General features: G+C 72.8%; 16 protein-coding genes. 9 read left to right on the plus strand and 7 right to left on the minus strand.

The window, feature by feature from the left end; translation table 11 throughout:
- The first annotated feature begins 175 nt into the window (after positions 1–175).
- The 3 genes from ABZ564_RS27160 to ABZ564_RS27170 are packed head-to-tail and all read left to right on the plus strand — an operon-like array spanning position 176 to position 4,403.
- A complete protein-coding gene (locus tag ABZ564_RS27160; protein ID WP_360861442.1) occupies positions 176–1,438 on the plus strand; it encodes a glycosyltransferase in 1,263 nt (420 codons plus the stop codon).
- Positions 1,435–3,168, plus strand: coding sequence for a lipopolysaccharide biosynthesis protein (locus ABZ564_RS27165; protein ID WP_360861444.1), 1,734 nt, complete (start codon positions 1,435–1,437; stop codon positions 3,166–3,168). Before ABZ564_RS27160 ends, ABZ564_RS27165 begins: the two co-directional genes overlap by 4 nt.
- Positions 3,165–4,403 (plus strand): hypothetical protein, encoded by a 1,239-nt coding sequence (locus ABZ564_RS27170; RefSeq protein ID WP_360861446.1) that lies wholly within the window; start codon positions 3,165–3,167, stop codon positions 4,401–4,403. Before ABZ564_RS27165 ends, ABZ564_RS27170 begins: the two co-directional genes overlap by 4 nt.
- Here ABZ564_RS27170 and ABZ564_RS27175 read toward each other — a convergent pair.
- On the minus strand, positions 4,378–5,790 hold the full coding sequence (locus tag ABZ564_RS27175) for a hypothetical protein (RefSeq protein WP_360861473.1): 1,413 nt from the start codon (positions 5,788–5,790) through the stop codon (positions 4,378–4,380). The genes ABZ564_RS27170 and ABZ564_RS27175 overlap by 26 nt on opposite strands.
- 191 nt (positions 5,791–5,981) lie before the next feature.
- Here ABZ564_RS27175 and ABZ564_RS27180 point away from each other — a divergent pair, with 191 nt between their 5' ends.
- Positions 5,982–7,172 carry a glycosyltransferase gene (locus ABZ564_RS27180; RefSeq protein ID WP_360861448.1) on the plus strand — a complete coding sequence of 397 codons (1,191 nt, stop codon included), beginning with the start codon at positions 5,982–5,984 and terminating at the stop codon, positions 7,170–7,172.
- On the opposite strand, the gene ABZ564_RS27185 is transcribed toward ABZ564_RS27180, so the two are convergent.
- The 4 genes from ABZ564_RS27185 to gmd form a co-directional block, all read right to left on the minus strand.
- Positions 7,144–7,971 carry a glycosyltransferase family 2 protein gene (locus ABZ564_RS27185; RefSeq protein WP_360861450.1) on the minus strand — a complete coding sequence of 276 codons (828 nt, stop codon included), beginning with the start codon at positions 7,969–7,971 and terminating at the stop codon, positions 7,144–7,146. The genes ABZ564_RS27180 and ABZ564_RS27185 overlap by 29 nt on opposite strands.
- Positions 7,968–8,687, minus strand: a complete 720-nt coding sequence (locus ABZ564_RS27190) for a hypothetical protein (protein WP_360861453.1) — start codon at positions 8,685–8,687, stop codon at positions 7,968–7,970. The genes ABZ564_RS27185 and ABZ564_RS27190 overlap by 4 nt, the downstream gene beginning before the upstream one ends.
- Positions 8,684–10,930: a LamG domain-containing protein gene (locus ABZ564_RS27195; RefSeq protein WP_360861455.1), complete on the minus strand. Its 2,247-nt coding sequence runs from the start codon at positions 10,928–10,930 to the stop codon at positions 8,684–8,686. The genes ABZ564_RS27190 and ABZ564_RS27195 overlap by 4 nt, the downstream gene beginning before the upstream one ends.
- Positions 10,931–11,154: 224 nt before the next feature.
- Positions 11,155–12,168: a GDP-mannose 4,6-dehydratase gene (gmd, locus tag ABZ564_RS27200; protein ID WP_360861457.1), complete on the minus strand. Its 1,014-nt coding sequence runs from the start codon at positions 12,166–12,168 to the stop codon at positions 11,155–11,157.
- A gap of 111 nt (positions 12,169–12,279) precedes the next feature.
- On the opposite strand from gmd, the gene ABZ564_RS27205 reads away from it, so the two are divergent.
- Positions 12,280–13,257, plus strand: coding sequence for a GDP-L-fucose synthase (locus ABZ564_RS27205; protein ID WP_360861459.1), 978 nt, complete (start codon positions 12,280–12,282; stop codon positions 13,255–13,257).
- A gap of 90 nt (positions 13,258–13,347) precedes the next feature.
- Here ABZ564_RS27205 and ABZ564_RS27210 read toward each other — a convergent pair whose 3' ends face one another.
- Entirely contained in the window at positions 13,348–14,844 is a 1,497-nt protein-coding gene (locus tag ABZ564_RS27210) for a sugar transferase (protein ID WP_360861461.1), read from the minus strand.
- 423 nt (positions 14,845–15,267) lie between these two features.
- Between ABZ564_RS27210 and ABZ564_RS27215 the strand changes: the two genes are divergently transcribed.
- Both ABZ564_RS27215 and ABZ564_RS27220 read left to right on the plus strand, forming a co-directional pair.
- Positions 15,268–16,527: an FAD-binding protein gene (locus tag ABZ564_RS27215; RefSeq protein WP_360861463.1), complete on the plus strand. Its 1,260-nt coding sequence runs from the start codon at positions 15,268–15,270 to the stop codon at positions 16,525–16,527.
- Positions 16,528–16,640: 113 nt separating this feature from the next.
- Positions 16,641–16,940, plus strand: a complete 300-nt coding sequence (locus ABZ564_RS27220) for a DUF1876 domain-containing protein (protein ID WP_360861465.1) — start codon at positions 16,641–16,643, stop codon at positions 16,938–16,940.
- Positions 16,941–16,995: 55 nt separating this feature from the next.
- Here the strand turns inward: ABZ564_RS27220 and ABZ564_RS27225 are convergent, their stop codons facing one another.
- A complete protein-coding gene (locus ABZ564_RS27225) occupies positions 16,996–18,309 on the minus strand; it encodes a pectate lyase (protein WP_360861467.1) in 1,314 nt (437 codons plus the stop codon).
- Between the two features lie 226 nt (positions 18,310–18,535).
- Here ABZ564_RS27225 and ABZ564_RS27230 point away from each other — a divergent pair, with 226 nt between their 5' ends.
- Complete coding sequence (locus tag ABZ564_RS27230; protein WP_360861469.1) at positions 18,536–19,171, plus strand: DUF6629 family protein; 636 nt, start codon at positions 18,536–18,538, stop codon at positions 19,169–19,171.
- A gap of 399 nt (positions 19,172–19,570) precedes the next feature.
- Positions 19,571–20,080, plus strand: coding sequence for a lamin tail domain-containing protein (locus ABZ564_RS27235; protein WP_360861471.1), 510 nt, complete (start codon positions 19,571–19,573; stop codon positions 20,078–20,080).
- Positions 20,081–20,150: the final 70 nt, after the last annotated feature.

Raw genomic sequence — 20,150 nt, forward strand, 5'->3', positions numbered from 1 at the left:
CCATCGGAAGGTTTCCGGACATGGCATCCGGTCCGGTGGGATGTCGGTATCGGTGTTGATGGTCCAACGACCTTACTGTGAAGACCACTTGCTCATCTCGTGAACGGATAAGCTCGCTTTTGGGGCTGTTCCCCGGTGGAACACCGGCGGCTCCGGGGGGAAGGGCGATCGTTCCATGGCAGACGAAGAGCACCGCGGACCGTTCGAGCACCGCCGCCTGCTGGTGGTCTCCACGAACTACGCGCCGGAACTGACCGGCATCGGCCCCTACGCCGCCCAGCTCGCCGAGCACTGGGCCGCGTCCGGTGCCGACACCCATGTGCTGACGGGTATGCCGCACTACCCGGCCTGGCGGACCGACCCGGCCTACCGGGGGGTGTGGCGGACCGAGGAGCGGCGCGCGGGCGTCACCGTCCATCGCAGGCGCCACTACGTGCCGTCCCGGCAGAGCGCGATACGCAGAGCCGCCTTCGAGGCGAGCGTCCTGGCGCACGGTCTCCTCGCGCCGCCCGGGGTGCGGCCCGACGCGGTGATCTCCCAGACGCCCAGCCTCGCCGGCGGGGTCGTAGGCGCCCGGATCGCCCGCCGCCACCGGGTGCCGTACCTGCCCGTCGTCCAGGACCTGATGGGCGCCGCCGCCGCGCAGAGCGGCATCCGGGGCGGGGACAGGGCGGCGGCGCTCGCCGCGAGGGCCGAGCGGTTCGCGCTGGGCGCCGCCACCCTCGTCGGCGTCATCCACGAGAGCTTCGTCCCCCGTGTCACCGCCTACGGGGTGGACCCGGGCCGCATCCGCGTCGTCCCCAACTGGAGCCATGTGCGGCCCCCTTCGGCCGACCGCGCCGCGACCAGGGACCGGCTCGGCTGGCGCGAGGGCACGCCCGTCGTCCTGCACTCCGGGAACATGGGCCTCAAACAGGGCCTGGAGGTCCTGGTCGACGCGGCCCGGCTCGCCCCCGAGATCCGCATCGTCCTGATGGGCGACGGCAACCAGCGCGACGTCCTGCGCGCCCGCGCCGCCGGACTGCCCAACCTCGACTTCCTGCCGCCCGCCGGGGCGGAGGAGTTCACCGACGTCCTGGCCGCCGCCGACGTCCTCGCCGTCACCCAGCGGGCCTCGGTGCTCGACATGAGCGTGCCCTCCAAGCTCACCTCGTACTTCGCGTCGGGCCGCCCCGTCGTCGCCTCCGTGGCCGACGGGGGCGGCACCGCCGAGGAGGTACGGCGTTCCGGGGCCGGACTCCTCGTCGCGCCCGAGGACCCGGCCGCGGTGCTCGGCGCCGTCCGCAAGCTGGTCGAGTCACCCGCCGAGGCCGACGCACTCGGCGCCCACGGCCCGCGTTACGTGGCACGCCATCTGGGGCGGGAAGCCGCGCTCGCCCGTTTCGACGCCCTGCTCGCCGAGGTCCTGCGGGACGACCGAGGGGAACCACACCGATGACCGAACCGATCCGCGCGCTGGAGGAGCAGGACGAACCCGCCCTGCTCAGGGACCAGTTCCGCCAGCTCCTGCGCTACCGGACCCTCCTGGTCGCCGGTGTGCTCCTGGGACTCCTCGGCAGCGGCTGGCTCGCCCTGAGCGGGGAGGACACCTACGCAGCCACCGGCGAGGTGTCCGTACGCTCCGCCACCTCCGACCCCTTCGCCGCCGGCGCCTCCGCCGACAAGGGCATCAACATCGGCTCCGAACGCCAGACCGCCGTCAGCGACGCCGTGGGCACCATCGCGGCCGGCACCCTCGCCAAGCAGGGCGACACCGTGGAGGTCGGCGCACTGCTCTCCGGCCTCCAGGTCACCAACCCGCCCAACACCCTCGTGCTCAAGTTCTCCTACACCGGCCGCACCCCCGAGCAGGCCAGGGCCAGGGCCCAGGCGCTCGCCGAGGCGTACCTGGAGATACGCCGGGAGCGCACCGAGGACAGCATCGACAACATGGTCGACGGCTACCGCGCCCAGCTCAAACCGCTCACCGAGCAACGCGACCGGCTCGCCGAGCAGGAGACCGGCACCGGCGACGACGTCACCAGCGCACGGGCCAACCTCATCGTCGCCATTTCCGCGCTCAACCAGAAGATCTCCGAACTGCGCGCGCTGGACACCACACCCGGCTACCTCAACAAGAAGCCCGTCGCCCCGCAGAACCCCACCGGGGCGGGGCTGCCGCTGCTGCTCGGACTCGGTGGCCTCGTCGGACTCGCCCTCGGCCTGCTGATGTCGTGGGTGAGGCTCGTCTTCGACCCGGCCGTCCGCTCCACCAGGGAACTCGTCCGCTCCCTGGGCGCCCCGCTGCTCGGCACCCTGCCCAGGGAACGTGCCGGGGCGCGCACCCTGCTCGCGATCGGGCGCCCCGGCAGCAGGCTCGCCGAGGAGTACCGGGCGGTCGCCTTCCGGCTCGCCTACGACCCCTCCTTCGCCGAACGCCGCCGCCTCCTGGTCACCGCCCCCCGGGGCGACAACGACATGGCGCGGGCCGCCGCCGCCAACCTCGCCGCCGCCTTCGCCGAGATGGGCCGGGACGTCCTGCTGGTCGAGGCCGACCTGCGCACCCCGTCCCTGGCCGGCGACCTCGGCGCGGCCCACCCCGGCGGCCGGGGCCCCCGGTGGGCCGCCGGCCGTGAGGACCGCGGCTGGCCCTTTGACAGCCGCGCCAACGTCGACGTCCCCGGGTCGGGCGCCTTCACCCTGGTCGCGGGCCGCCGCACGGAGAACGTGCCGCGCGCGCTGACCTCCGCCCCCGTCAGCCGCATCCTCGCCGAGGGCGGCAGGCCCGGGGCGGTGGTCATCGTGCTCGCCCCGCCGGTCCTCTCGTACGCCGACGCCGTCGCCCTCGTCGACCGCGTCGAAGGCGTCGTCATCGTCTGCCAGCCGCGCGAGGTGCACCGCAGCGACCTGGAACGCATCCGCGAGATCATCGGCGCGGCGGGCGGTTCGGTCCTCGGCACCCTGCTCCACCCCGGATACGCCCGACTGGACCGGCGGGCCCGCCGGAAGGCCGCCCGGGACCGGCCGCGGGGACGGCAGCCGGCCGCGCCGGACCCCGAGGCGCGGGGCAGGTACGGCGATCCCGGGGTGACCGGCCGCACCGGTGACCCCGCCGAGACGCTCGGCCTGCGCACCCTGGACAGCGGCACCGGACGCGGTGGCCGCAGCAGCGCCGCCGGACCCGGATGAGGGCCCGCACCGCGATCGTCTGCTCGGTCGCGGACCAGGGGGTGGCGGCCCTCACCAACATCCTGGTCCTGGTGGCCGCCGCCCGGCTCTCCACCGTCGCCGGCTTCGCCCGCTTCTCCGCCGTCTACCTCGTCTTCACCGTGCTGCTCGGCCTCTCCGGTGCCCACACCGGCCAGCCGCTCGTCCTGCGCCGGGGCGTGGGCGAGGACATCCGAGGCGCCTGCCGGTCCGCCGCGTCCTTCACCCTGCTCGCCGCCACCGCCCTCGGCGGGCTGCTCGCCGCCGTCTGCGCGCTGCTGCCGGGCTCCACGGCCCGGGCCCTGATGACCCTGGGACTGGTGCTGCCGGTGGTGCTCGGGCAGGACATCGCCCGTTACGCCTTCGCCACGCTGCACGCCCAGCACCTGGCCCTGGCCGCCGACACCCTCCGGCTGGTATGCGTCATGGCCGCGCTGGCCGTCCAGCCGCACGGGGCGCCGGCCGCCCGGCTGGTCGCCGTCTGGGGGCTCTCCGCCCTTCCCGCGCTCCTGCTGTCGGCGGCCGCCCTGCACCGCAGGACCGCCGGCGGAGCCGTGGCGCTGAAGCCGATGTTCTCCAAGGGGCACCTCGGCCGACGGTTCGTCGTCGAGTTCGGCGTGGGCAACGCCACCTCCCAGCTCTCCGTGCTCGGCCTCGGAACCGTGGGCAACCCCCTCGTCGTCGGCGCCCTGCGCGGCGCCACCACCCTCTTCGGCCCGCTCAACGTGCTGTTCACCTCTGCCACCGGCTTCGGCCCCCCGCTCCTGGGCCGACTCGCCACCGACCGGCTCCGGGTGCGCGCCGCCGCCGCGCTGGCCGCAGTCCTGGCCCTGACCGCCGCCTCCTGGGCCACCGTCCTCGCCCTGCTGCCCGGCTCCGCGGGCCGGCACCTGCTCGGCGCCACCTGGCCCACGGCGGCGGCGCTGCTCCCGGCCACCGGCAGCCAGTACGCGGCGATGGCCGTCGGCACCTGCGGGCTGCTGGCCCTCCGGCTCCTCGACCCGCGCACCACGCTCTCCATCCAGGTGGTGTTCTCGCTCGCCGCGGTCGCCTTCCTCACCGGCGGCTACGTACTCGGCGGGGTGACGGGCGCGGCCTGGGGCCAGTGCCTGGGGTCCGTCTGCAAGGCGGTCGCCACCTGGGTCCGGGTGGCCCGGCTGACCCGGAACGGCGCCCCGGCCGGGGCACCCGTCAGCGCGGACGCCGCCCGGACCTGAAACTGGTCACCAGTGCCAGGCACAGGGCCGCGATCGCCAGCTTCCCGGCGGCCTGCAGCAACGGGCCGCGCAACAGGATGAAGGTGTACCCGGCGATCAGCGGCACCGCGATCGCCGGCACACTGCCAGGACCCGGCCCGTCCCGCGAGACCGCCCGTTCGTAACGGCGGTCGGTGCGTGCGGCCCCGTACCCCGTCAGCGCCAGGCCGCCGGCGACGCCCACCGCCCCGAAGTCCACCCAGAGCTCGGCCCACAGCGGCGCGGAGAGGTTGGTCATGTTCATCCCCATCCACTGCCCGACGCGCACTCCGGTGTCCTCCGGCTTCCCGCTCCACGCCGCCCGGGGCACGAAGAAGAAGGCGGATCCTGCCAGTTGCCGCCCGTAGGTGTGCCCACGGGTGCCGACCCACGAGATGGTGTTGGCGAACATGACCGTCTGGTCGTAGTCCTTCGTGGCCAGCGGCTCGAACACCGACGACGACTGGACGGGCCGGTACCCCTCGTCGTCGTAGCGGAACCGGTCCGCGTACGGGAACAGGACCAGCGCCCCGACCACCCCCAGCGCCAGCACCGAACGGTACATGGCCGCACTGCGCGGGAAAGCCGTGAACAGCAGCGAGACCAGCACCGTCAGGAACCAGTAACGGGCGTTGGAGACGGGGTTGTTCACCACGGCGTTGACGGCCGCCAGCGCGCACCAGACCAGGACGGTGGAGGGCGAACGCCTGGCCCGGCGCGAGGTCACCAGCCTGCGCGTGCAGAACAGCAGCGCCAGCAGCGCCGGTACCGTCCCGAAGCCCTTGAGGAACGCCGAGCCCACCTGGGACCCGCCCGACGCCACCCCGCTCTCGGCCACCGACGCGCTGATCTCCTGCCTGCTGGAGAAGAAGACCGCCGGCCCGCCCACCTTCAGCACGTAGTACCCGCTCGCCGCGAACGCCACCAGCACCAGCAGCCGCAGCCGCACCGGGTGAGCGGTGGCACCACGGCCGTCGCCGCGCACCGCAGGGCGACGGCGCAGCGGCCGCCGCGACGCCAGCAGCGCCCCCAGATCGAAAGCGGCACAGCCCACCAGTACGAGCGCCACCGCAGTCACCAGGTCGGCGCGCGGCCCGACCACCGGCGTCGGCGTCTGGCCGATGACCGCCTGGGCGAACGGCGCCACCCCCATCGCGATGTACACGAACATCCAGAAGACGCCCTGGAGCAGCCGCCGCCGCGTGGAGAGGACCATCGTCGCGAGCCGGGCCCCCGAGTAACAGGTCAGGACGAGCTGCAACCAGTACGCGGTGTCCCGGACCCCGGTGCCGGGCTGGGCGGCGATCAGGGCGGGCAGGAAGCACACCAGGCCGAGGATGAGCGGTACGGCCAGCGCCCGCGACAGCATCGCCCAGGACAGCGGCGCGGCGGGGGCCCCGGCCGCCCGCACGGACACGGCCGGCACCTCATCCCGCACGGACGCCATCGACTCCCCGTCCCCGAACCTCGGTTGTCTGCCAACACCTTAACGAATCACCACACTTGAGGAGATGTGACGACTAGTCTGTGCGGAGCCGGACGAGGGCGAGGGGGACCCTGGTGAAGATCCTGCACATCGTCACGCTGCACACCCCGGACCACGCCTTCGGCGGTCCGACCCGGGTGGCCCTGAACCTCTCCAAGGTCCAGCGCGCCGGAGGTGACGACGCCAGGATCATGGCGCTCGGCGACGGCTTCGACGGCCCGCTGCCGCGCGAGGTGGAGGGCGTGCCCGTCCACCTCTTCCAGGCCCGCCACGTGCTGCCGGTGTTCGAGGTCAGCGGGATCACCTCCGGCGCCCTGCTGAGGGCCGCGCACCGCATGATGCGCGGCGCCGACCTCGTCCACGTCCACCTGATGCGCGACCTGGTCACCCTGCCCGCCGCCCTGCTCGCCCTGGCCTCCGGCACACCCCTGGTCGTGCAGACCCACGGCATGGTCGACCCGACCCGGAACCGGGTCGCGCAGCTGACCGACCTGCTGGGCGTACGCAGGGTGCTGCGCGGCGCCGACGCGGTGCTCCACCTCACCGAGGCCGAACGCGTCGACATCAACGCCGTCGCCGCCCCCGTGGCGCTCACCCGGACCGTGCGCCTGGTCAACGGGGTGCGGCCGCAGGAGTTCAAGCCCGCCCGCGAGCCGGGCCGCCCGCCCACCGTGCTGTTCCTCGCCCGCATCCAGGAGCGCAAGCGCCCGCAGGACTTCGTCGCCGCGATGCCCGCCGTCCTGGCCGAGCACCCCGACGCCCGCTTCGTGCTCGCCGGCCCCGACACCGGCGCCCTGCCCGGCACCCTCGAACTGGCCCGCGCCCTCGGCGTCACGGACTCGCTCGACCACGTCGGGCCACTGGGCCACGAGGAGGTGCTGGCGGCGGGACGGGAGGCCGATGTGTACGTCCTGCCGTCGATCGAGGAACCCCTGGGCGTCTCGGTCCTCGAAGCGATGTCCGTCGGCACCCCGGCCGTGATCACCCGCACCTGCGGCCTCGGGCCCGACGTGGCACGGGCCGGGGCCGGCCGGGTCATCGACAGCCGGGTCGGCGAGGACGCGGCCAACGCGGACAAGGTCGCGCGGGCGATCCTGGAACTGCTGGAGCCGGCCGCCAACTCCCAGGCGGGCAAGGCGGCCTGGGAGCTGGTCAACGAGCACTTCACCATCGAGGTCGTCACCGGTACCCTCCGGCGGACCTACGAGGACGTGGTCCGCCGGAGGAACGGAAGCGTCAAGAAGAGGGCCTCTCCCGCGACTTGAGGGCGATCTGCCACCGGTAGAAGCTCATCGCCAGGGCGAAGTCGAACCCGGCGCGCCCGTCGAGGAAGCCCCGTCGGTAGACGTACATGTAGACGAAGGACACCAGCGGCTTGAACGGCGCCCGGTGGAACAGCTGCCCCTGCCGCGACTTGGCCCGGCGCACCTGCTCCTTGACCTCCGGGTGGTGGTTCAGCCACGCCTCCCAGTCCGCGTACCGGTTGTGCCGCTCGAACCAGGCGGACACCGGGTCCAGGTCCTGGTGCTCGATCGGGTGGCGCAGCGCCGCCGTGCTCTGCGCGACCGGCTGGTAGTGCCCCTCCACCTCGCCGATGCCGGGAGCGTCCAGATCACCCACCTCCGGGTAGTGGCAGCGGGTGCGGTCGGTCAGGGAGCGTTTGCGGATGGTGTAGCCGTGCCGCAGCCGCTTCCCGGAGAACCAGTAGCCGAGCGGGATGTCGTACGCCGCGGGCTTCGGCGCGTCCGGATCGGCGAAGACATCCCGCAGCTCGGCCAGCAGCCCCGGGCTCAGCCGCTCGTCCCCGTCGAGCAGCAGGATCCAGTCCAGATCCGTGCGGACGTGGTCCAGGCACCACTGCTTCTTGCGGGGGTGCCCGCCGTCCCAGGTGTACGGGACGACGTCGGCGCCGCACTCCGCGGCGATCTTCGCCGTGTCGTCGGAGCTGTGCGAGTCGACGACGACGACCGCCTCGAAGTGGTCGATGACCGACCGTACGGCCTCCGCGATGTTGAGTCCCTCGTTCTTCGTGGGGATCGCCACGGCTATCGGCAGCTTCTTCATCCCTTGTCCCCTTCGGGCAGCCAGGCGTAGCAGCCTGTGGAGGTGAAGGCGAGGGCCGCCTCCGGAATCGTGAGGGTGGTCTGCTTCCCGTCACCCGAGGAGCCCGACACCAGGACCTTGCCGCCGGGGCCGGTGACCTCCCAGGCGCAGTTCCGGGTGGGGGAGACCTCCCGGTAGCGGCCGGGCCGCAACTCCTCGCCCCGGTGCACGCCGTCGGCGTACCCGTGCGAGGCCCGTTCCACCACGTCCTCGTGCTGGGTGCACAGATGGGCTACGGCGGGTCCGGCGTCGGCGATCTCACCGCTCACGACGGCACCGGCCGCCATGTCCCGGTCGACCTTGACCAGGTAGCTCAGCCGGTCGCAGGTCTCCTGCCCGGTCTGCAGCACCGCCGCCGGGTCCGTGCCCACGGGCACCCGGTCGGTCAGGTACTCCTTCTGCTTCCTGGTGAACGTGCCGGTGGCGGGCGTCAGCCGGTCGGTGGGAGTCCTGGGCGGCTCGCTGCCGCGGGCGGCCCGCGGCCCGGTGGACGCGGAACCCGGCGGGTTGGTCCCCACCCCCGCCACGGGCCCCGGCGAGGCGGCCGGGGCCGCGCCCGCCGCCCTGTCGCCGCCGTGCTCGCCGCCGCCGTGCTCGCCGCCGGAGGACGAGCCGCAGGCGGCCAGCGCCGCCGTCGCGAGGACGACGGCGGCACCGGCCAGGAACGGATACCTCATCCACCCGTCCTCAGCGCGTAGTGGGCACTGACCTGGGCAGCGGTCAGCGCGGCCGGGTACACGGCGGTCTCGTCGATCTGCCCGGCGAAGAAGTTGCTCGTCGGACGGTTCGGCCAGGTCGCGAGGTTGTCACCGCCCACCCGCCAGTAGCCGGTGTAGCTCGCGTTCTTGGTGTACCGCGAGTTCGAGGCGCGGAGCTGCCCGTCCACGTACAGGGCCATGCCGCCGGAACCCTGGGTGGCGACGACGTGGTGCCAGGCACCGTCGTTGTAGGCCCCGGTCGTGCTCACGGTCTGGCCGCCGCCGTTGGAGGTGCCGAAGGTCAGACGCCCGTTGTTGAGCATGTACACATGCTTGTCGTACTTGCCGCTCAGTTCCAGGGTGTTGCTGCCGAAGCCGATGATCTTCCCTCCCCGGGTCGTCGTCGTTCTGATCCAGGTCTCCACGGAGTACTTGGCGGTGTCGGACCGGCTCCGGTTGCTGTACGCGTACTGCGTGGTGCCGTTGAACCCGATGGCGGTCGAGGGTCCGGACACCGCCGCGGGAGTCTGCCGGTAGGAGGGCGAGTTGCGCAGGAAGCCGTTGTCGAGCCCCGCCCCCGTGTCGGCGGCGAAGGTGGACGTGCCCTCGTCGTAGCGCCAGTACAGGGTCGCGCCGTCGGAGAGCACCCTGGCCGGATAGCTCTCCGCCTCGGCCGTCACGGTCGCGCTCACGGCGGGCGACTTGGCGCTGGTGTTGGTGCCGTCGCTCGCGGTGATCCGGTAGGTGTGCGTCTCACCCGGCGCCACATCGGTGTCCGTCCACCGCAGCTGCGGCCGGTCCCAGAACACGGAGTAGCCCGTCGTGGTGTGGACGGGGGTGCTCGCCCCGTCCTTGTAGACGCGGTACGTGAGCGTCCCGTCGTCCGTGTCGAAGCTCGTCTGCCAGTTCACGTCCACCTTGCCCGGCGCGACCGTGGAGACGCTGACGTTCGGCACCCAGGGCGCCCCGGTGTCCGGACCGTCGGCGAACCGGGTGAGCCCCTGCTGCGCCTTGCTGTTGACCGTGGTGAACTCACCGCCCACCCAGAGGTAGTGGCGGCCGCCCTTGCCGGTCTGCGCCATCACGCGCGGGCCGACCGGCTCGCCGATCCCGTCGTTGGTGTCGGGGAACCACGGCAGCAGCTTCGGATCGTCCACCGACTGGGCCAGCAGGTGCTTGCGCGGCTGGTCGGGGAACGCGCCCATGGAGGCGCAGTCGTGCGCGTGACTGCCGCTGTAGAGCACCCCCTCGTGCACGAGTACGGCCTGGGTGGCGCCCAGGCAGGTGTCGCGCCAGACCTGGTCGAAGGTGGTGAGGTCGAGGGCGATCCGGCCGTCGAACACCCCGCCGCCGGTGCCTTCGTTGGCGGTGTAGAACTGCTTGGCGTCGCTGGTGAGGTCCTGCACCGTGGAGGTGTTCGGGATGAAGCCCGGGTAGCTCCTGTCCAGGGCGCCGGTGGTCGCGTTCACCACCGCGAGCGCGTGGGTGGAAGTGCTGTTCACGGTGAAGAAGTCCCCGCCGAGCACCACGTGCCGCCCGTCCGGTGTGACCTCCACCGCCCGGCCCACCTCGTCCGCGTTCGCCGTCCACGGCTTCAGCGCGGCGCCGGTGGTGACGGCGGCGAAGTAGTTGCGGGGCTGCCCCGCCACGGTATTGAAGTCGCCCCCGAGGTACACCGTGTCGTCGGTGACCGCGAGCGCCCGCACGGTGGCGGAGACGGAGACCTTGAAGTCCTGGCGCGGGGTGCAGGTGGCGGTGTCGATGGCCGCGATGTTGCTGACGCCCACGCCGTTCACCGCCCCGAACCGGCCGCCCGCGTACAGGGTTTCACCGTCCGGGGACAGGGCCAGCGAGCGTACGGTCGCGGTCCCCGAGGAGAGCGTGAACGACAGGGAGCAGTCGGTGGGCGCCCCGGTCGCGGCGTCGAACGCGGCGAAGTTCACCGCGGGCTGCTCGGAGGTGCCGGAGGCGGCGCCCGGCGGCCGCAGGGTGGAGAAGGTGCCGCCCGCGTAGACCACACCCTCCGCCGACGCGGCCATCGACCAGACGATGCCGTTGGTCTGCCAGGTGGACAGGTCGTCCGCGGTGATCGAGACGGGCGGGGTGAGGGCGGCGGCCGGGGGACCGGCCGCCGCGGCGGCGCTCAGGGCGCCGGCGAGCAGGCCGAGCGCCGCGGCCGTGGCCCGCGTCCGGCCGCGTCGGCGCCCTGTGGTTGCTTTCATCATTCAGCTCCGAAGGTGAGAACGAGCTGCGGCCGGTGGGCCGCGGCTGCTGCCCCGCCCGGCCGCACGGACCGGCCGTCCGGCTGTCGGTGGGGGCGGATGAGGGGGCGGAGCCCGGGGGCCCGCCCGTACCGGCGCGTTCTGCCCCCACCACGGCACCGGTGGGGGTGGGGGTCGCGCGGGGGTCCTTGGGGCGTGTCCGGCCCTGATCCGCCGGACACGCCCTACCGGTCGACTCGCACAGCGGTCCCGGCGAGTTCGTCGGCGAGTCTGCGCACATCGGCGTCGACCATGATCCGGGCCAGCTCCCGCGCCCGTACGGCCGGCTTCCAGTCCAGCAGCTCACCGGCCTTCGAGGCGTCCCCGATCAGCGCGTCCACCTCGCTGGGCCGCTCGTACTTCGCGTCGTAGCGGACGTGCTCGCGCCAGTCGAGGCCCGCGTGCTCGAAGGCGTACTCCAGGAACTGCCGCACGCTGACGCCCTCACCGGTGGCCACCACGTAGTCGTCCGGGGTGTCGCACTGGAGCATCCGCCACATCGCGTCCACGTACTCGGGGGCGTAACCCCAGTCGCGCACCGCGTCCAGGTTGCCCAGGTGCAGCAGGGTCTGCATCCCCGCCTTGATCCGGGCCACACCCCGGGTGATCTTCCGGGTCACGAAGGTCTCCCCGCGCCGCGGCGACTCGTGGTTGAACAGAATCCCGTTCACCGCGAACATCCCGTACGCCTCACGGTAGTTGACCGTCGCCCAGTACGAGTAGACCTTGGCGACGCTGTACGGGCTGCGCGGGTGGAACGGGGTCAGCTCGTTCTGCGGGGGCGGGCTGGCGCCGAACATCTCCGACGAGGAAGCCTGGTAGATCCGGGTGTCGACGCCACTGGCCCGTACCGCTTCGAGCAGCCGGATCGTGCCGAGACCCGTGACGTCGCCCGTGTACAGCGGCGCGTCGAAGGAGACCCGCACATGCGACTGGGCGCCCAGGTTGTACACCTCGTCGGGGCGGATGTCCCGCAGCAGGTTCACCAGCGCGACCCCGTCGGCGAGATCGGCGTGGTGCAGCACGAAGGACCGGTCCTCCTGCTCCGGGCCCTGGTAGATGTGGTCGATCCGCTCGGTGTTGAAACTCGACGAACGGCGGATCAGACCATGGACCGTGTATCCCTTCCGGAGCAGCAGCTCGGACAGGTACGAACCGTCCTGTCCGGTCACCCCGGTGATGAGCGCGGTCTTCGCCACGTTTCCCCCTTCTGCGGTTGCCCGTAAGGCAGTTGGTCGTGGAATCTCAAGGAATGAGCGATCCGGGTAAAACGTCACGGTTTCACCCGGCTGCTGGCACAATCCGGCAGCATGACGACTGATCTCCCCGGCCCTCCCCGGGAACGAGCCCCGTCCCTGTTGCGCCCCGGCGCCCGCGTGTTCGTCGCCGGCCACCGGGGCCTGGTGGGATCGGCGGTGGCGCGCCGCCTCACCGCCGACGGCCATGAAGTGGTCACGCGCGGCCGTGACCGCCTCGATCTGCGGGATGCCGGGCGGACCGGCGCCTTTCTGCGTGACATACGCCCGGACGCCGTGGTCCTGGCCGCCGCCAGGGTCGGCGGGATCATGGCCAACAGCACGTATCCCGTGCAGTTCATCGAGGACAACCTGCGCATCCAGCTGAGCGTGATCGCGGGCGCGCACGCGGCGGGCACCGAGCGGCTGCTCTTCCTCGGTTCGTCGTGCATCTATCCGAAGCGCGCTCCGCAGCCGATCCCCGAGAGCGCCCTGCTCACCGGCGTTCTGGAGCCCACCAACGAGGCGTACGCGCTGGCGAAGATCGCCGGCATCGTGCAGACGCAGTCCTACCGACGCCAGTACGGCGCCTCCTACATCAGCGCCATGCCGACCAATCTCTACGGCCCCGGCGACAGCTTCGACCTGGAGACCTCGCACGTCCTGCCCGCCCTGATCCGCCGGTTCCACGAGGCCCGAGAGGCTGGCGCGCCGGCCGTCACGCTCTGGGGGTCCGGGAACCCCCGGCGCGAGTTCCTGCACGTCGACGACCTCGCTGCCGCCTGCGTCCTCCTGCTGGAGCGCTACGACGACGACGCACCCGTCAATGTCGGCTGTGGACAGGACCTCACCATCCGCGAACTCGCCTCTCTGGTAGCCGATGTGACGTCGTATCAGGGAGAGACCGTCTGGGACACCGGCAAGCCCGACGGCACCCCGCGCAAGCTCCTGGACGTCTCCCGGCTGACCTCCCTCGGCTTCGCACCGCGCATCCCGCTGCGGGAGGGCATCGCGGAGACGTACTCCTGGTGGCTCCGGCAGCAGGCCGCGTAGCCGCCGCCCGGCCGGGTGGCCCGCTCCCGTCCACGACGGGCGGGTCACCCGGCGCCGGCCGCTGTCCCCGGCGCGCATCCGCCCCCGCTCTCAGTACGCCCCGCGGCCGTCGGTGACGGCGCGCAGCGTACGGGCCATGAGCCCCATGTCCGTGGCCACCGACCAGTTGTCGACGTACCAGAGGTCGAGCGAGACCGTCTCCTGCCAGGAGAGGTCGGACCGGCCGCTGACCTGCCACAGGCCCGTCAGGCCGGGTTTCACCGCGAGTCGGCGCAGCTCGCGGTCGTCGTAGCGGGACACCTCGTCCGGCAGCGGCGGACGAGGGCCGACCAGGGACATGTCACCCTTCAGTACGTTGATGAGCTGGGGGAGCTCGTCCAGCGACGAGCGGCGCAGCAGACGGCCCAGCCGGGTGACCCGCGGATCCCGGCGCATCTTGAACATCGGGCCGTCGTTCTCGTTCACCGCCTCGAGCCGCGCCTTGTGCCGTTCGGCGTCCACCACCATCGTGCGGAACTTCCACATCACGAACGGATGGTTGTGCCGGCCCTGGCGGATCTGCCGGTGGAAGACCGGTCCCTTCGAGGTGAGCCGGACCGCCGCCGCGATCAGCAGCAGCAGCGGGCCCAGCACGATCAGTCCGCATGCGGCACCCGCCCGGTCCACCGCCGCCTTCATGGCCGGCTGGAGCCCCCGGCGCAGCGGCGGCACGATGTGCAGCAGGGTCAGCCCGGCCGCCGACGAGGGACGGATCCGGTCCGCCGCGGTCTCCGAGAGGTGCGAGAGCACGGACAGTTCGAGACCGCCGTCGTGCAGCCCCCAGGACAGCCGCCGTAATCGCTCCTCGGTGAACCCCGGCCCCGGCACCACCAGCGCCAGGTCCGCCTCGTGGGCGAAGGCCGCCCCCAGCACCGTCGACGCGTCGTCGCCCGCCGGTGCCGGAGCCAGCCGTCCCGGCACCGGGACCTCGCAGGTCAGCGCCGCCGGACCGACCGGCAGGGCCGCCACGACGAGATAGCCGTGGTCCTCCCGCGAGGTCAGCAGCCGCACCGCCCGGTCCACCCCCGCGGCCTCACCGACCACCAGCACCCGGCGTACCGTCCTGCGCCGCCCGGACCAGGACAGCCGGCGTACCCATGAGGCGCCCGCCCCCGTCAGGAGGCCGGGGATCAGCGCCACCACGGCCGCCGCCGGGTCGATGGACGGGGCGGCGACGGTCCACAGCACCGCCAGCACGCCTATGAGCAGCAGCCAGTCCGCGGGCGTGGCCAGCGCCCCCAGCGGGCGGCCCGGCAGGCGGGGCGCGTACCGCCCTCGCGAGGCCCGGACCCCGCACCACACCAGGGTGGCCGCGAGCGCCCCGGCCAGTGCCTCCGGCTGCCCGTCGGCGCGGAGCACGAGCCAGGCGGGCAACCCCAGGCCGGCGGATTCGGCGCACACGACCAGCGGCAGCGGGCCGATGCCGCTGCCCGGTGCGCCGGCACCGCGTTCGCGCCGAACGGTCGGGGCCTGCCGCGGGTGGCCGAAGCCCTGATCGCGCGGAAGGCCGGACGAGGTCCGCGGCCGTGGCGCCCCCGCCAGTCCCACGTGCCTCGGTGTATCGGATTCGGGTAGCTCGACATGCCCCATGAACCCCCCAGTCACAGTCGCATCTCCACAAACGGGGCGCATCCGCCGATCCTGTGGACTGACGGATGCGCCCTCGCTCGTGCACGATATCCACACACGTGGCATTTCGCTGGAGTTCCGGTGAAGTTCAGACAGGCACGGTGATCCGGCACTCGTCCCGATCCGTACCGGATCTCAGGTTCTGTGCGTACCTGTCGGTATGTGGGACATGCCCCAATCAGTTGGTGTGCGGATATGTACCCCGGTTCACCAACTACCGTACGTGCTCGCCCGGTTGCGCGGGTGGTATTCGGGCCGCTCGCCGCCGGGGCCCGCCGGGCCGTCTGGGAGAATGCGGCGTCGGGAGCAGGTGCCCGGCCACGAGTGGAAGAGGGACGTACGGTGACCCCCGCGGAGAAGAACTGGGCCGGCAACATCACCTTCGGTGCGAGGCGGCTGTGCGTACCGAGATCGGTCCGCGAACTGCGTGAGACGGTGGCCGCCTCCGACGTGGTACGCCCGCTGGGCACGCGGCACTCCTTCAACGCCATCGCGGACACCCCCGGCGACCACGTCTCGCTCGCGGGACTCCCGCGCGTCGTCGACATCGACTCCCCGGAGCGGACCGTCACCCTCACCGCGGGGCTCCGTTTCGGCGAGTTCGCGGCCGAACTGCACGAGCGTGGTTTCGCCCTGGCCAACCTGGGTTCGCTCCCGCACATCTCGGCCGCAGGCGCCGTCGCGACCGGCACGCACGGCTCGGGCGTCGGCAACCGCTCCCTGGCGGGCTCCGTCCGCGGCCTCACCCTGGTGACGGCCGACGGCGGAACGCGGACCCTGCGACGCACCGACGAGGACTTCGCCGGTGCGGTGGTGTCCCTCGGCGCGCTCGGCGTGGTGACCGCACTCGAACTGGACCTCGTGCCCGCCTTCGACGTACAGCAGTGGGTCTACGAGGGCCTGCCCGAGGCCACGCTGACCGCGCGCTTCGACGAGGTGATGTCCGCCGCCTACAGCGTCAGTGTCTTCACCGACTGGAGCCCCGGACCTGTCGGCCAGGTATGGCTGAAGCAGCGGGTGGGGAGCGAGGGGCCCGGGGGGATGCCCGCCGGGTGGCTGGGCGCCCGGCTCGCCGACGGCCCCCGGCACCCGATCCCCGGGGTGCCGGCGGTGAACTGCACCCGGCAGCAGGGTGTGCCCGGCCCCTGGTACCGGCGGCTGCCGCACTTCCGGATGGAGTTCACCCCGAGCAGCGGTGACGAGCTCCAGTCGGAGTACTTCGTGGCCCGCGCGGACGCCGTGGCGGCGTACGAGGCCCTGGCCGGGCTGCGGGAACGGATCGCCCCGGTGCTCCAGATCTCCGAGATCCGCACCGTCGCGTCCGACGATCTGTGGCTGAGCCCCGCCCACGGCCGGGACTCGGTGGCGTTCCACTTCACCTGGGTGCCCGACGCGGCGGCCGTCGCGCCGGTGGTCGCGGGGATCGAGGAGGCCCTGGCCCCGTTCGGCGCCCGCCCGCACTGGGGCAAGGTCTTCTCCACGGCTCCCGAGGTCCTGCGCGCGCTGTACCCGCGGTACGCGGACTTCGAGGCGCTGATGACCGGCTACGACCCGGACGGCGCCTTCCGCAACCCGTTCCTGGACCGGTACTTCCGGCGCTGAGCCGCCCGCCCGGCCCGGCGCCGGACGGGCAGGGACGGCCGGTCGGGTGGATGCTGGAAGTCGACCCGTGCGGCGGCCCGCGCCCGCCGGCCGGCGCGGGCGGGAGGTATGCGATGAACCGCACGCTGGAATGGACGGTGCGCGTCGAACTGTCGGAGGACGACGGGACGACCAAGGCGGAGGCGGTGCTGGACACGGGCACCGCGAAACTCACCGGTCAGGGAATCGCCCGGTGCAGCCCCCAGGACCCCGAGGTGCCCACGATCGGCGACGAGGTCGCGGCGAGCCGTGCGATGCACGATGTCGCCGGACAGCTGATGAGCGTGGCCGACCGTGCCATCGACGAGTCCGGGGCGGGCCGGCCGGACGGCCCGGCGCAGCCGCCCTACGGCTGGTCGGACGCCACGGCATGAGAACGGGCCCGGCCCGCCCCACGAGGGGACGGGCCGGGCGGTGGAGCGGTTGCGATCAGTCGGCGTACGTGATGTCCGAACTGCTGTAGATGCAGTTGGTGCCGTCCGCGCCGGTGCCGATCTGGGAGGGCTCGCCGTCCGTCACCCCCCTGTACTTCGTGCAGATGTCGATGTCCCGGCCCCCGTCGCCGTAGATCTTCACGCCGGAGAAGCGCGCCGTGTCCCCGTAGTTGGTGTTGATGCCCACCAGGGAGTCGGCCGGGGCGGTGACCCACACGTTCTGCACCTGGACGTGCCGGCCGTACTGGGTCGAGCAGTTGCCGCACGAGCGGTAGAGCTTGCCGAAGTCCTCGACCTGGAAGTTCTTGATGACCAGCGTGCCGCCGCCGTTGTGCTGGAAGACCTTGTCGTCGGCGAGGCGCGCCCCGCCGCCGTCGATCGTGCGCACCAGCGACGACGAGCCGCCGCGGAAGGTCGCGGCGTCCTCGCCCACGTCCTCCCACCACACGTTCTTCAGGGTGCAGGCGCCGGCGCAGTGCACGCCGTCGGCGGCGGGAGAGCCCAGGATGACGTTCTGCAGGGTGGCGCCGTCGGCCAGTTCGATCAGGGCGGGCTGGTCCTCGTCCTGGCCGCCGCTGCCCAGGTCACCGCTTCCGTAGAAGCGCTTCATGCCGCCGTCGAAGCTGCCGGACACCTTCATCGTCGAGGACAGGGCCTGGCTGCCGTTGGCCGACGGCCACGCGGGCCGCGAGCCGGGGTCGGTCGGCGGATCGGTCGGCGGGTCCGTGGGGTCGGTCGGCGGATCGGTCGGTGTCGAACCCGCCGCGGTGAACGTCCAGCGCTTGCTGGTCACCGAGTCGCAGGAGTTCTGCTGGACCAGGGCACCGGCCGCGGTGGAGCTGTCCTTGACGTTGAGGCACTTGCCCCCGTTGGCGTTGACGACGCGGTAGGTGCTGCCGCTCACCTGCTCGAGCGTCCACACCTGGCCGGCTCCGCCGGTGCAGTTCTGCTGCTCGACGGCCTTGCCCGCGCTGGTGGAGGCGTCCCGCACCCCGGCGCACTTGGCGCTGTGGGCCGCGGTCAGCGTGTAGCCGCTGCCGGAGGTCTTGAGCTGCCACGTCTGGTTGCCGGCGCCCGTACAGCCACGCTGGGCGAGCTGGACCCCGGCCGACGTCCCCGAGCCGGGGACCTCCAGACACAGTCCGCTTCCGGCGTTCGACAGGCTGTACGAGCCGGCCGCGGGTGCGGCGGTCGCGGAACCGGTTGCGAACAGCGCCGTGGCGCCCGCGAGGATCAGTGAGGAGAGGGCGACGAACGAGGCGGCTGTCCGGCCGCCCCGCCGTCTGGCATGCTGATTTCTGGTGCGCACTGGGTGTTCCTTTCACCGCCCGCGGCGTCCTCCGCGGGCACCAATGAGTGGTTCGGTGCGGTGGTAAGGCGATCCCTCGACCAACGGAACGGTGTCGCCATCGTCCCGCATCGTGAACCGAGTTCTTGTATGCGAACAGCCGTGACCGTACGGCACCGTCATGCACCGGTCAATAAGCGGGTGTGTCCTTCTTCGTGCCCGCCCCGGCGGCCCGTAGCGTGGCCCCATGTGCTGGAGCGCGACCGCCGATCTCGTCGCGGGCTGCGCGGTGGCGGCGATCGGTGCCGCCTGTGTGGTCCGTGTGCGACGGGTCCGCGACCTGCCGCTCGCGACGCTGCCCCTGCTCCTCGGCGCCCACCAGATCATCGAGGCCGCGGTCTGGCGGGCCGGCGGCGGCAGCGGCCCCGCCACACTCGCCTGGGCGGTCATCGCCCTGCCGCTGCTGCCCCTGTGGATCCCGCCGGCCGTGCTGTGCGCCGCACCGGAACACGCGCGGCGCCGCCTCGCCGTCCCCCTGGCCGCCGGGGCCGTGGCCGGTGCCGTTCTCGCGTACTGCCTGGCGACCCGGCCGGTGACCGCGCAGGTGCGCGGCCACACCCTCGGCTACGTGGTGGACCTGCCGCACTCCCTGCTGCTGGTGGCGGGCTACCTGGTGGCCACCGTCGGCTCGCTGCTCCTGTCCGGCGACCGCCGGCTGGCCCGGCTCGGGGTGCTCGTCGCGGGCGGGGCGGCGGTCTGCGCGGCGCTGTGGCGGCTGGAGTTCATCTCCACCTGGTGCGCGTTCGCCGCCGTGTGCTCGGTGGTCCTGCTCGGCTGGTCCGGGCGGCCCGACGCGTCCGCCGCGCGAGAGCCGGCACGGTAGGAGCGAACCGCTCGCCCGGTGTTCAGGGGAACATCCGTGCGTCCGTCGCGGTGGCGGGGGAACTGGCGTTCAGGGGCGGCCGCGGTGCGTCTGTTACGAATCCGCCGGCCCCCCTCGCCGGGTCCGCGTACGGGGTACGGGGCGGCGCCGCCCGTGCGGCGGGCCCGTCGGCCCGGCTCCGTACGGCTGGTTGCAGTGGGCCGGGATTGACAGGTACCCGCAGGTTTCCCTCCATGTCGCCTACAACCGTGTGTGACGGAAATGTCCGTACTTCGTAACGCGCCCCGATGCGGTGCCCACGCGGCCGCCGCCGGGGCCAAGGTGTGGCTCCCGGCATGACGCCGGGAACGAACAACCGCCCGGACCCGGCCGGTCCGGGCCTGCACCTGAGGGGTCTTCATGTCCCGTACCGCACGGCGGATCACCGCCGCCGTCCTCGCTTCCGGCGCACTGGTCGCCGCCGCCGCTCTCCCGGCGGTCGCCGACGGCCAAGACCGTGGCCATGACCGTGGCCATGGCCGCGGCCACCACGCGCCGCGCACGACCGTCGTCCTGGGCGAGATCCAGTACGACAGCCCCGGTCGCGACAACGGCTCGAACCGGAGTCTGAACCGTGAATGGGTCACCGTCACCAACACCGGCCGGCACGCGGTGAACCTGCGCAACTGGACGCTCAGCGACGAGAGCCACCGCACCTACACGTTCGACCTGCGCCTGCCCGCCCGCTCCTCGGTGCGGGTCCACACCGGCGTCGGCCGCGACACCCGCCACGACGTCTACCAGGACCGGCGCAACTACGTCTGGGACAACAGCGACACGGCCACCCTGCGCGACGCGCGCGGCCACAAGGTCGACTCCGAGTCCTGGGGCCGTCACCACCACGGCCACCACCACGGCCCCCGCCGCTGACCCGCCGGCGGCGGCCCACTGAACCCGGGACCGCCGCCCGTGGCCTCTCCCGCGGCGCACCCCGGCCCAC

Origin of the sequence: Streptomyces sp. NPDC019224, from assembly GCF_040632605.1 — a bacterium.
Taxonomy (GTDB): Bacteria; Actinomycetota; Actinomycetes; order Streptomycetales; family Streptomycetaceae; genus Streptomyces.

Coding starts and splice junctions, on each gene's coding strand:
- ABZ564_RS27160 (WP_360861442.1), top strand. CDS start 176: ATGGCAGACGAAGAGCACCGCGGACCGTTCGAGCACCGCCGCCTGCTG.
- ABZ564_RS27165 (WP_360861444.1), top strand. CDS start 1,435: ATGACCGAACCGATCCGCGCGCTGGAGGAGCAGGACGAACCCGCCCTG.
- ABZ564_RS27170 (WP_360861446.1), top strand. CDS start 3,165: ATGAGGGCCCGCACCGCGATCGTCTGCTCGGTCGCGGACCAGGGGGTG.
- ABZ564_RS27175 (WP_360861473.1), bottom strand. CDS start 5,790: ATGCTGTCGCGGGCGCTGGCCGTACCGCTCATCCTCGGCCTGGTGTGC.
- ABZ564_RS27185 (WP_360861450.1), bottom strand. CDS start 7,971: ATGAAGAAGCTGCCGATAGCCGTGGCGATCCCCACGAAGAACGAGGGA.
- ABZ564_RS27190 (WP_360861453.1), bottom strand. CDS start 8,687: ATGAGGTATCCGTTCCTGGCCGGTGCCGCCGTCGTCCTCGCGACGGCG.
- ABZ564_RS27195 (WP_360861455.1), bottom strand. CDS start 10,930: ATGAAAGCAACCACAGGGCGCCGACGCGGCCGGACGCGGGCCACGGCC.
- ABZ564_RS27205 (WP_360861459.1), top strand. CDS start 12,280: ATGACGACTGATCTCCCCGGCCCTCCCCGGGAACGAGCCCCGTCCCTG.
- ABZ564_RS27220 (WP_360861465.1), top strand. CDS start 16,641: ATGAACCGCACGCTGGAATGGACGGTGCGCGTCGAACTGTCGGAGGAC.
- ABZ564_RS27230 (WP_360861469.1), top strand. CDS start 18,536: ATGTGCTGGAGCGCGACCGCCGATCTCGTCGCGGGCTGCGCGGTGGCG.
- ABZ564_RS27235 (WP_360861471.1), top strand. CDS start 19,571: ATGTCCCGTACCGCACGGCGGATCACCGCCGCCGTCCTCGCTTCCGGC.